Below are 13,914 nucleotides of genomic sequence, written 5' to 3' on the forward strand. Positions count from 1 at the left end.
CTGAGATAGCGCACAGGTTTGTTAGATGTAAAGAACGTCAAGTCCACCCATGGTTTCGATGGCATGCTCTACCATGTGCTTGCTATGCAACTTCTATGAGCTACTGATCAGCGGTATCGCATCGACTTACTTACAATACAACCTTAACATTATTACCTACAAGACAGCCAGCCTTAATAGGCGCACTAGCGCTAGGCTAGCCTTTCAAGATTTTCAGTAGACAAGCCAAAAACTGCGCGCCTCGGTATCTTAACTCAGCGTCAATTTTAATTACAGTAGCACTGTCTGCCTTCAAGCGCATCCGCTTGGCTATGGTATATTATCTATACCGTTCACTGGCAGCATTGAATGGGCTACAGAGTACGTTGAAACTTAGCTTTAATTTCGCATAGGCGGCGAGGCCCTGCCTGGCTCTAGGTATTATGTATGCATATAATACTAACCAATAACTTCTACTTGAAGTGGTATCAAAAAAACTAAATATACCAGATGTCATACAGACCATGTAATTTATGACTGGTGCAATTATTCTACGCCATATCTAGAACGTTTTAGCTGAATAAGCTAAGCAAGATCAACACCTTACTACTGGTCGAAGCTAGCACATAAAACTAGTGCTAGTTGTTCAACTGATGCAAGTTAAGCGCCTACTTTGGCGTAGGTCTACGCTAGCTACATGCGTAACACATCATTAAGAAATACACCACACACTAAAAAGTGTGCCTATATACATGTCTTGCACTAAGCAACATCTAGATGAACTATTTTAGTTTGATATCTGGAATTGACAACTGCCCATTATTAGCTTTTGTTCCTAAGCAACATATTTACCGTATCGGTTAATTACGATAATATTCTATTCTATATCATATGACAAAGAAGTATTGCATGCTTTATATCTGCGGTAATTTATTAGTTTATAATCGACGGTTATAAATATAACCACTGGATAATATTTTCTGTGGCTTGCTATACTTTCCTGGCTAGCTAATTGTGCTGTTAACCACGCTATAGCATGAAGCTTATGATCTTTATTTCTGTGTCTATACCACTGCGCAAATAATAAATAATTTATGTAATTTCTTCAATAGAAGATTGCGTACATTATCATTAATAGTCACCACTAAATTAAGACTTAGTTTACTCAAACAAGTAGCCTCAGCCGTAGTTCAACACTAGTACACTAATCTAATCAGGCACTACTGTGAATCACTGATAGCACGCTACTAATAGACCGACTATTGGTGATTAATTGATTGGCTACCAGAACTGATGAATCAATTTCTAATTACGGTTGCTCAATACTGTTTTACTTAATGCTGCTTTACTTTAAGACTAGCGTAGGACTCGGCTGTCTGTACCTCAAGGTTGTGTTGAAGTGCTTGCTGCGTCAGACGCAAATTAATACGGATTTAGTGAAACTAAAGTGGTTTAGATCGAAGCATACTGTGTTGTTTAGGTTTGGTATCGCTAAAATAAGATTGAGCATACATATATGCTCACAGCAATATATATAAAAATATCTAGAACACTAGCTTATACCCAATGACCATTAACATAATCGCCAAACATGGACGCAATACCTCATCAGGAACCTTCTCGGTCATATGACTACCAAAATAAATTCCTGGTAATGACCCTATAAGTAAAAAGCTAAGCAGGTGCCAGTTCATATTACCCATACTAGCATGGCCCAAGCCGGCTACTAGGGTTAGAGGCACAGCATGGGCAATCTCGGTGCCGACCAAACGTCGTGTAGCCAAAAATGGATACAAGATAAACAATACTACGGTACCAAGAGCTCCAGCGCCTATAGATGTCAATGCAACCATAATTCCAAGAATAGCACCAGTGACTGATGTTAGTGCATTAAGATTACGCTGGCTCATGTAGTAATCATCATTAGCGTAGCGTTTAGCAAATATCAACAGGCTTTTCTTGAATAGAATTGCCATGGCAGTCAGTAACAACACAAGGCCAAGCGCCTGCTTGATCACTACATTGATCGCACTAGTGTCAGTATGCAAGCAAGCAAAGCACCACAAAGTCAGCAGTACTGCTGGTATACTACCCAAGGTAAGCCACCCAGTAATGGTCCAGTCGATATTTTTATTTTTGCTATGCACTAACGCACCGCCTGATTTAGTGATGGCAGCGTACAATAGATCAGTACCAACAGCGGTAGCTGGGTTAATACCCAGCCATAACAGAATAGGCGTCATCAAAGACCCTCCGCCCACACCAGTCATGCCGACGATAAAACCGACGATTAGGCCAGCAATTACAAAACTAAAATTACCCATACTCCTCAAAGCTACCCCATGGTTTTATAAATTTCTAGCCGCAGAATAGCGATCTTTTCTAAAAGACTTATATTAATTCTAGTATGACTTTATATTTTCCTGTCAGGCGAAAATAGCAGGCGTGCGCTGACTTTTAATAATGAAAGTTACATTGTAACATCAGCACAAAGTTAGATTGGTATAAATAAGCATGTGTAGTTATGCGGTTACTGCATTCTTTTTACTATATGCATAGCTGCGCTAGAGCTAACCGATAGGAAATAATTTATGAGATATGCATGAAATCTATACACACATTGATAAAGAAAACAAGTCATTTTTGACATAGACAAATACTCGACCATAAAATTGATACCAATAGCTAATCTTGAGCGTAGATAATGATCAAGATAACTAAATACTTGTTAGGCGGACATGTGAATACTAGTCACCGCTAGTCTTTAATTTGACATGGTATGGTATGCGTCATTGTGTGATGATTTCTAATCACTTTATCCAATCAGTTAGATTGTGAATGCTGTTTTATAGTGATTATACCGTTTTCATTCATGCATAAACATCGACAGCTGTTGCAGCACAAGCTAACAGCATCATTCTAGCATAAACTAGATCTTCGTAATCTTTAAAACTGTACATAGTTAACCGCGAAGACAAACCATGCTTGCTCATTGCCAACCTGGCAATCCAAAAAAATGATTTAAAATCACCAATACCTAATTTTGGCAGTAGGACTATCGAAGGCAAGGCGGCCATTCCTATCAATTTGTCAATGCAATTTAGGTTATAGGCAAAAGTATAATTAGTAATGCTATATACCAGTGGATAGACTTTAAACGTAATATAGCGCCAAGTACCGAATATACTAACGCTAAAATGGCTCATAATGTTGTAAAGCACTAACTGACTGTATTGTTTAAGCGAAATAGCTGAGCTCATGTAGCCATGCTAATACGGTAGCATTAGCAATTATAAATCGTAGCCTTTATCTGGTCCTTACGACGGCAACCATGATTTTGCCTAAAACTTTTTAATCATGACATTTATCTGCCAGCATGTAACCATCTACCTAAATAAACAGTATAGGTGCGCGAGTAAATTACTAGTATATACATATCTTGGCTCTTTATAAACATCATTCGAAACTTAACTTAAATCTATAAAGATGCTGCTGCGATAGCCTGATAGATAATAGGCTATCGCCTTAGTATTCTAAAATAATAGTATTGCGAGATAAAACTATATTTAAGCTTTATTGCTAGCACGTGCTTACCTAAATAAGGCCGCACTAAAGAATAACATATTTAGGAGTTAGTCGCTACACCTTGGGTGTTTTAATGGATATGTACATGGTTTGCCGAAATATTTCGCAATATATTGAATATTGCTTAGTGCAATATTGTTAACTCCCTTAAGGATTCGAAATATAAATTTACTACACTGCTAAGCAGTGTAGCTTAATACGCTACCTACCTTTTTCCGAACAACCAAAAAATTTGGCCATAACTGATTAGTTTCGCCATCAGTAAAATGAAATTAACTAATATTGTAGTTAGTCTTTAATATGTATTTATGTAGGATTGCATATTAATAAGTATTGATCGCAGCAATGCGAATGGAAATTCAGCAATGCTAAGGTTTATAATGATTACGTAATTTGTTTAGCCAACTGCCTAGTATTTAAAGCGCCTCCGTTAAGCTTATTGGATCAGCCAAAAAACGCCTGATAATTTCAGTGTTACAGTACATAGTTATTACTGCTTTGCTAGTCTGGCAGCTCCACCGAGGAAACCTGGTGCACCTACTCCTATTTAAACGCAGAGTAGACAGAAATTAACTATTTAGCAGTTACAGATAGCATGTAATCGTGCATAGATAATGCTGAATAGCAGGCGAGTCAAACTCTAGAGCAAGGGGCTTAAGGTAAGTCCAGCAAGTACATACAACCTAGACTAGGTTAGGTTGTATGTTGTTAATATGTCAGTGTGACCTAAAACTGCATGAGTAATGCGCGCAAAGTGCCTAATTTATGGATATGAAACATCTGTATAGTTATCTTGCAACCACTGTTACATCACCACATAATGCTAATACAAACAATTTGGTCGGCTACTAAATTAATAGCTAGCTATTAATTATAAAAAACAAATTGAGCTAGGCTGTAATAATATATTGCAAAGTAATGATGTAAAAACCTGACGTCTATATCATATATCAAGCAGTGCCTCAAAACTATTATACCACGAACACGGTCTATTAATACATATCGAAACAGCTAAAGATCATCTTTAATCATAATTCATGTAGCCAAATAGCACTCTAATGTATCTAGTCGCGCTAATAGCCGCATTCACGCTTATACCATTCTTCGTATGACCTGCTAGCACGCAAACTGCTTCTCTACCAAATAAAAAAATATAGTATGTGGTGGCTGGTCGGCATTGCCAGATAAACTCCGGATACGGGGGTGGAGGGACGGTTGCATCGTCGATGCAAGTACAAACCTTTCATGTTTTCAACTCAAACATTGAAAACATATGATGACTATCTATAACGCTTATAGAAACCATTACATGGCCACTTAAGGGTACATCAAGAATATGGGCCCAATAATAAGCGTGCAGGTTTTACATTTATCGACAGATTTAGAACAGCTAATTGCAAGTTATGTGGACGTAAATATCAGCTTCAGTCATGTTTAGCGATACGCCAAACAGTAGAGCTGAATCAGACTGCGCTTCTGTCAAGTAGTAGCCAGGCAGACGCTGCCCTACCTCAAGTAAAGGCAGTTTAATAAAATATTTTTATAAAACTGTTTAATCGCTGACACCGCTGGTGTTTCAGTTTCGCTGCCTATTGCTTGGCTGAGTCTAAGCTCAGCCATTTTAATTTAACCTTAGAGTAATCTTGGTAGTCTGTATAGACTTGAGACGGTGTATTTTAAAGAGACATTGAGCGTACTTTGAACTAAACGATCTTTAAAGTTTTATGCATCTGAAGGGCGTTATAGGTACTCTTCACATATTTGTATAGCGGTAAGCCACCCACAAAGTGGCGCTCCGTGTACTTAGTAACGCCAGACAAATCCGTAGGCATCTTGCTATAAGCGTTGCCAGACTAGTTAGGTTAGCCGCCTCATTTAGTAACCGCTAAATGAGCAGTATAGCGCATTATGCGATTAACGCAACCTTGCTAAACTTCACAAGGTTAAAATTGCCCATCTAATGTAGATGGCAAGAATGTTTTGCATATTGAATAAACCAGCAACAGTCGTTGCAGTAGTAACCGATCAGCACTACTTGTTTCAATGGAGAAAATAAAATTATTTTAATGATAATACCTTAACGCAGAAAATCGACATTAGTAACAGGATGCTCTCCACAATTCACAACAGTCAACAACAGTAATCTAGTTTTTTTTGTAAAAATTTTCAGTTATTTAGCTTAATCTTGATTATATAAAGTGTCTTTCTAGACTCTACTAATTATGCATCTTATAGATGCAGTGGTATAGGTTATAAGCATGAGTCAGTCACATGTTTTATACTCTTGTGATAATTTATGCATCATGTGGTATGCAGTACTTACATTTCATAATTTAGTTATTCAGAAACCCATTAATTATTTAATGTTTACTTCCAATTATAATTTTGGAAAAACTCTACCATGTATTTTAATGATTATGTTATCTACTAATGAAGCTATAATATCTATTATAAAATAATATCATGCAAATTGATAGTTACACAGCTAAATAACTTAGCAAACGCATATGTATCTATCCATTATGCAGTATAATCAACTGGTCAAGCTTAAGTAAAAATGCAAGCCACCATTCATTTATCTATGCTTTAATATAAACCTTAAACGCTTAGCTCATCATTAAAACTAACCGTATTAATTAATACGTAAATGCAAACATCTATCATCATAGATCACGTTACTGACTAAATGGTATTTATATGATTTTTTAATATTCAACAGAATATTAGCGCTAGATAAACAAACACAATTCATCAAAGCTGCTTACTAGTCAATGGATAACCTAGTGCAGATCAATACCCATATCACTCTTTTAAGCTGAGTGTACCGTATAGTTTTAAGAAATCAGCATAAAATAACGCCAACCATAACAACTAATACCTGGGGTTACACAATTGATAGCGCTAGATAAAGATTTTTTCAATTATATTGACAGATAAATGTAAAAATTACAAGTTAAGTAAAATTGACCTTCAAGCTCAAGCTATCAACGGAAGAACATGGATAAAAATTTAGGATGGTATTTATTAAATTTATTTAGGCTTATACCGAGTGCCGCTATCTAAATAAATCTGACGCTAGTTTTTTGCTACGCTATCAATCAGCTTTAGCATTTATACATATTATGCTATGCGCAGTATTTTTTTTGAATACCGGACTAAAGTATATTAGCTAACAAAAAATTGCAAAAACAGAATGTGTTTTACCGGTTGTAAAATAGCAATAATTTGACAACAGCTACAGCACTTTCAGGCTTAAATTAAGCACATCTTTGTATTGCTAACTATAATTCTGATCATCAAAGCATAGAGCTAACCAGCTAGTTTGTATTTACTTTTTTATTGTATTAAGTCAGTTGTATAAATCTATACGGACACAGTTGACTGTATGAGCATGAGCATTGCTCAGCATACTAGAAGTAATGTCATCAATATTTATTAAAACGACTAAGGCCAATATTGATATATGACGAAAAATTAGTTGTCGAATCTGTCAAGGGCATTTATTTAACGTTATAGTCACCTCTCAGTATATACGATTATCTTGATCAAAAAATTTTTTTCTTAGGTTTAATTGCTTCAGATAAACCTAGTAAGGTTGTTAAACTTGCCAAAGTTAACCAATCAATGTCTACGCTATTAACTGGTAAGTTAGCGTGGAATTATAGAAAATCTACTCATTTCAATCTACTGCTGAGATATATTCCACTTTGTATATCATAATTTAAAATTATTAAAAGGCATGCCTAAATTAGCAAAATGCTTCAGATAAGACATAGACATTTGGCGATTATCATTCATCTGTATATTATTTTTTATAATGAAACAAGTATCTGTAGCTCGTGATCACCACTTAATTATTTTAGAGCTAAATACTTTCGCGTGAAGCTAGACTGTGACCGACTTTAACTGATACAACATATTAAGTATTAATTTTTCATTTATACTATTTAAATATGAAATATGCTACTGCTAGTAAATGTCTTTGAATAAAATTCAATCTGGAAATTATTTAATATGCTTCACGCATTCCAAAAAAATTAGCTAAATAGTATCTCAAATATCAAGCTTTACAGTATATCAAGTCAAAATACTATTTTTTGACGAATAAATTCTTTATAATCAATATATTTCTAAGGTTTAGCAGTATCCAAATGATCTTGAAAAAGTTTCATGGGTACTGAGGGATACACTATACCTATTAACACGGTTTCAACTCATATTGTTGTCAGTATTGATGATCGCTCCCATACATAAAACTGCATTGCTTGGCTAGGTAATTAGTTAAAAGTTAACCAGTATACTATCCAGGTTATTCTAGATATAACCGCATATTACAGTTTTCTAGTTATGCAAAAATTTTTCGGTTCGAACATATTAAATGCTTATACACTCTTCTGCCATAATTTTGTTATCACTTCTGAAGCGATGCTAGCATAATAGTTCAACCTATCATGTTTCCAGCTCTATTAATTAATAACTATCATCACTTTATATTTTTTAATTAGGTGACATTATTCCTTTATTTACTGTCACTGTTCTGGTAAATTTCCTCGCTGTTTTTACTTTAGTAATAACTTAGCAGCCGCCCAAAGTAGCACCATAATTATGGTTATCCGCAATCTATCCTATTGGTTTAATACCATAAATTTATTTTAGTTAACTGCTAAACAGCCAGTATAGAGCTTCAGGTTGCTGCGTTCAGCATATCTACAAAATAATCACCATCCCCAGGATTGCAATTTGCTTTAGGTAAAACTAAACATATAGATAATGCTTATTATATTATATAATTCTATATAAGCCTTAGCACATAAACATGCTAAATAGAACTATTTATTTGACTGCGTCATATTTGCTTGCAAAGCAAATTGCAGATTTGCTGCCAGTAGATTTAGGTGTCTAGAAACGACGCAACATACCAAAATTTAATTTTTAAGAAATGATTTCTGCTTGTTCAGTCAAGCAGCTCAACATGCATAATAACTTATACATAGCTAGATAGGGGCTACAATATTCAAGATTGTCTGATCGTTTACTAATTACGGTAATAATAACTTTCTTCTTAGGAAATAGTCGTTACATATGCGCCTAGCGATAAAGGCCAGCGATACCAAGAAGTCAAGTTTTCAATAATCTTTTCAAGATAAAATTAAAGTACTAGACGCATTAAAGAAAGTCCCCGAAAAGTGCTTATAAGAAGCAATCTTTTTTATTATTATCAATATACAAATTATAATACATAAGATAATAGCCTATGTATTAGCGCTAATCAATTTATATCTGCTGTATTGAATTATAGCTGCATGTTTTTGTACTTTAATTATAAGTCATCTTGAGTATGACGAAAGTTATCTGCCAGAAATAAAGCAAATGTATACAGTACCTAGCTACTTTGACATATAATTTTTTATTAACAATAATTTATTGATCCAGCAAAAACGTAATATCATCTCTACAAATTACATAGCTAGTTGGTTTGTAATCTGATAACAGGATACATTATACTTAATAATCAATAAAAATCCTGTAGATCAGTATCTACATGGTTTCCAATAGTGGAGGCCGAGGCCGGAATCGAACCGGCATAAACGGATTTGCAATCCGCTGCATGACCATTTTGCTACTCGGCCTGCAATGATTAGGGGGTATTTATTTTTACGCTTATTGCATAAAAATTGTGTGAAACCATAAATCCTGCATAAAATCAATTGGTTTAATTTTAAACTTGCCTACAGTATTTAATCTAAGTTAGATTACACGTGTTTGCTTTTGTCTGCAATACTTCATTGCAAAAAATATTTAACTGGAATATCAAGCAGGTACATATCTTTGTGAGTTTTTTATATGCTACCATTGATACTGCCAGTTAACTTTAGCGATAATCTTAGTAAAAGACAGTAAACATAGTTTTTTTTGCTCGGACCACTCTTTTGGTCTGCCGTTAGCATGCTTTTTGATTTGATATTCCTGTATTACAAGACCACAAATACATAACGTGTGGTTAAAAGTGGGCGTAGTTATCTAAAAATAACGATTTACAGGTAACTAGAGCGAAGCTCAATGCTGACGTTAGGTATACTTGAAATATTCATGTACAGAGCTTGATGTTTTTATAGTCATTGGTGGTCAAGGTGATGTAGTCATTCAGGATGCCATACAAGATGCATGCCGAGGTTTGCAGGTTTTTTGAGCTGATAGCACACGGTGATTGTGTACTAATGTTGCAGCACAAGATTGATATTAAGATCGTAGTTTTATAAAACTTATAATATATTAGTTATACTTGTTAATTATTTCTTTTAGGCTGCTATCTGGCTGTCTTACCTATACGCTCACTAAGCATTGATCAACGGTAACATAGTTACTATCTAGTAATAATACACATAATCTTTAGGGGTATAAAGTATAAGTACCATATGCTGGTTGGTCGATAACTTGATGTTTATAGTATGCATAGTTAGCAGTATTTGTTACACTATTAAAGTGTTAATAAAGCAGGATAAATTCAGCCCTTAAGCTTATCTGCAGCAATAAAAGATTATAATACTAAATTATATATTTGCATGTAGCTTCGCTTATAGCCTGCAGAATCACTCTTATAACTGTTCCTACTTATAAACCTCAACGACATATTATTCATTAATAGCTTTGATTTTTATCAATGTGATTGATATACAAAAAAATGCTTTTAGCGATTATCGCAAGCATCTTGTAATAAAATTCAGCTTAAACAGCTTAACATAAATCTAGACCTAAACATAGACCTAACCTGTTCAGGTGTTACGCAATAAAAGACGTCCATCAAACTACATAAATCAATAATGCACCATAAGTAAGGTGCATAAATTTATGTTTATGAGAATACTTGTAGTAGTTGCTATATCCCTATACATTAGGGTGCTATAAATCTTTACTACCAACAATATTAAATTGTACCCTTTCTAAAAAGGGAAAGGCTCATGTTCTGGCACAGTTATATAACTTTTCTATGTATAATCTGCTGCTGGGTCACACCGTACGTATCACCAGTAGCAAATAATTAACAGTTGCTGCACAAGATTAGTATTGGTGTATATAGCTGATTGATCAAAAATCAGTACCTATATTATAAAATGATGCTTTATACAATCATAGCCTAAACACTTATTATAAATAATACTACCTTGTATAGCAAGGTCTGATAATTGTCTTTCATGTATGGTTGGCCTAAGGCCGCGAACAAATTTATTTGCAATTATAGTACCTACTAGCGGTTAAGCGTGTGACGTAATTACAGTAATTGCGCTAACTTAATTCAGGTTCAGAACAGATTTCGGCTATTTAGTTTATCCTTACTTAAGGAGTCAAGCCCTTAACTAACCATAGCTTCATGGTTGCCAGGTACTGGGCACTTATGTTCATACATGCCTGTATCCAATACACACAGTTGCTGAATCTATAAAATGTCGATTAAATGAAAAGTATCCGTCAGTCATGTCGATCGACGTTTAAGTTATTGCCACCTGGCAAGTTACACTTTATCGCATTGCCTCAAAGGTTAGATGAGCTCTCATGTATACTTAGTATCATGTGGATATGCTGATATTATGATTATCACAGTTAATTACCAGAAACACTTGTTTGTACAAAGCCATCAATACTTGATCTAGCCGGTTTATACACTGCTCGCTTACAGCCTATAACCAATAGTAATGTAAGGTTACAAGTATAGCCAATACTGCAGTAGACAAGGTCAACTTGTTTTGTCTAGCCAATTTGTTCATAAGAATAATATTACATGGAGAATCCGTAAAAACGACAAGCTCTAAAGATATATCGATAAATACACGAAGAACCTTAGTCGAGAGCACATTTGATAAAGCTTATTTAAGCACAATACCATAGCTGCATGGTAGTTTAATAAAGATTGTCTGGCAGGCATAGATCGACATGATCTGTATCATAAAATAAACTCACGTTATTTTTTATAATTAATTGCTTTCATGGAGCGCCTATGCTCGAAATTCGTCATCTTAAGACTCTGCACGCCTTGCGCGAAACCAATAGTCTGGTAGAAGCTGCAGAGCGTTTGCATTTGACGCAGTCGGCACTTTCGCATCAGTTTAGGGAGCTAGAAGAACGTCTAGGCGTACTATTGTTTGTGCGTAAGACTAAGCCACTGCGCTTCACCAGTGCGGGTTTACGTCTATTGCTATTGGCTGATGCTACACTGCCGCTTCTGCGTGGAGCCGAGCGAGATATTACTCGGTTAGTAGGTGGCACTGCTGGGCGCTTGCACATGGCAATTGAATGCCATAGCTGTTTTCAGTGGATCATGCCAGCCATTAATCAATTTCGCGACGCTTGGCTTGAAGTTGAACTGGATTTGGCTTCTGGTTTTGCTTTTGCCCCGCTGCCCGCCTTAGCACGTGGCGACCTGGACTTAGTAGTAACCTCAGATCCATTAGAGTTGGTTGGCATTACCTATGTGCCACTGTTTACCTATGAGGTGATGCTAGCGGTGGCAAATCAACACCAACTCGCCAGCAAACCATACATCACACCGGAAGACTTGCTGATCGAAACTCTGATCACTTATCCTGTGGAGCGTGATCGTTTAGATATTTTTACACGTTTTCTAGAGCCAGCCAATGTAGAACCAGCCCAAGTTCGTACATCAGAACTCACAGTGATGATTATGCAGTTGGTGGCTAGCGGCCGTGGCGTATGCGGCATACCGCATTGGGCGCTGCATGAATACAGCTCACGTGGGTATGTGCAGGCTAAGCGACTTAGCGAGAAAGGTCTATTTGCAACGCTGTACGCTGGGATTCGAGCAGACATGCTAGACGCGCCATATATGCGAGACTTTTTGCTAACAGCTAAAGATATGTCCTTTTCTACCTTGGACATAGTAAATGCAGAATTTTAAGCGCTGCACATAAAAATATGCATAGAAATGACCATTTTGTTGTAAAACATCAGCTAGCAACGTTAAGTAAAACTCAGGATAGATAACTTGGATACCTCAATTGACAACTGCTTGATAGGTAAGCTCTTTACTGGTCTCCAGATTCAAAGAAGTGCTATCATCTACAGTAGATTTTCTTGCTATCGCTAATTTATCCTTAGGTATTGAGCTTATTACATCAACGGCAAGATCGTTAGTGCATTCCATATCTTCAGTGTTCTATATCATCTGTCATTGCTGCCGGCTAAGTAATTGGTGCATATATATGCACGACTAAAATAAAACTGTTCTCACAGTTGCATGTGTTCCTGAAGTATGCTGACTAATTGATTAAAGTAGTAAACGAAGAGTTATATTAACGCAAGCGGCAGATGATACATGCGGATAGCTTTAAACTATATGAAGTTGTTGCTGGCTAAGGCACCTGCTATATTGAAAGCTATTCCAGAATATTTAATTAAGCTAGAAGATTAAGAAATTATGCGTTCTGGATATACCGAGAATTAGTAAAAAAATTTGCTAAGAACCGCTATGTATTTACCTGTGATTTATGCATCAATTAAAAACATACAATATTTTCTTTGTTTATCAAAAAAATAACCTGATTGAGCGGAGTTAGATTTTTACTGCCAAATGTTGTTTTTTGCTGATTTTATATAGCAAATCAATGAGTATGAGGCTTAACGCAACAAAGCTTTTTGGTAATGTTTTTTTGGAAACACCAAATACGCGCTAACCATGAATACTAACAGCATTCTAACAAGAAGATTCATATACCTTATTCGACTATATTACTATTACTGCTCAACTGCTAGACAGCCAAAACTGAGCCACCTAGATCACATAGATCATTCACAAACTAAGGTATAGCGTTTGGATCAAAGGATGATAGGAAGGTAACTGATGATAACAAACAAGGCTTGTTGGTTCTTAGTGGCTAGTTACGCTTCATTGACAATAACAAAACTTGAATAGACGCCAGCTGGACGTACTTTGTAGAAGTCGGTATTACCTGTGCATCATTTACCAGCATTTACAGTATTTTTATAATTATAAATTTCTAAAAAATATCTAGACAAATACGCAGTTTTCTTATGATGGATTGTAAATATCAAAAGTATGTGTTACTTATGTGCAGCGAGCCATAAACTTATTTTTTGTTTTTTATTTACTACGATTACTTATTCAAGAGTTAGCCGCTATGCTGAATGAATACGGTTAATGCATCTCTTGTACGATGTCTTATTATTGGGCTTCTTGGTTTTTTGAACCGCGGCCCCAATGGCCATCTCAGCTAAATCATTATACACAATATCATCTTTAGTGATTCTTGAAAGTATCCGTATTTTTTTGGCAAGTTATGCCTCTATAGTGGTTCATGGTAATATTGCGCAGTATGA

General features: G+C 35.7%; 2 protein-coding genes and 1 tRNA gene. 1 reads left to right on the forward strand and 2 read right to left on the reverse strand.

What is annotated here, in order from left to right; genetic code table 11:
• Nucleotides 1-1,523: 1,523 nt before the first annotated feature.
• The gene (locus tag C3B55_RS02485; RefSeq protein WP_129211177.1) at nucleotides 1,524-2,303 is read right to left on the reverse strand and encodes a sulfite exporter TauE/SafE family protein; all 780 of its coding nucleotides are present in this window, start codon (nucleotides 2,301-2,303) and stop codon (nucleotides 1,524-1,526) included.
• Between the two features lie 6,817 nt (nucleotides 2,304-9,120).
• Nucleotides 9,121-9,194, reverse strand: a tRNA-Cys gene (locus C3B55_RS02490).
• 2,363 nt (nucleotides 9,195-11,557) lie between these two features.
• Between C3B55_RS02490 and metR the strand changes: the two genes are divergently transcribed.
• Complete coding sequence (gene metR, locus C3B55_RS02495) at nucleotides 11,558-12,475, forward strand: transcriptional regulator MetR (RefSeq protein ID WP_129211179.1); 918 nt, start codon at nucleotides 11,558-11,560, stop codon at nucleotides 12,473-12,475.
• The last annotated feature ends 1,439 nt before the right edge of the window (nucleotides 12,476-13,914 follow it).

The sequence above is a fragment of the Candidatus Pseudomonas adelgestsugas genome (assembly GCF_004124255.1).
Lineage (GTDB): Bacteria > Pseudomonadota > Gammaproteobacteria > Pseudomonadales > Pseudomonadaceae > Aquipseudomonas > Aquipseudomonas adelgestsugas.

Bases quoted from the DNA above. Each gene is read 5' to 3' on its own strand.
- C3B55_RS02485 (WP_129211177.1), bottom strand. From the start codon at position 2,303: ATGGGTAATTTTAGTTTTGTAATTGCTGGCCTAATCGTCGGTTTTATC.
- metR (WP_129211179.1), top strand. From the start codon at position 11,558: ATGCTCGAAATTCGTCATCTTAAGACTCTGCACGCCTTGCGCGAAACC.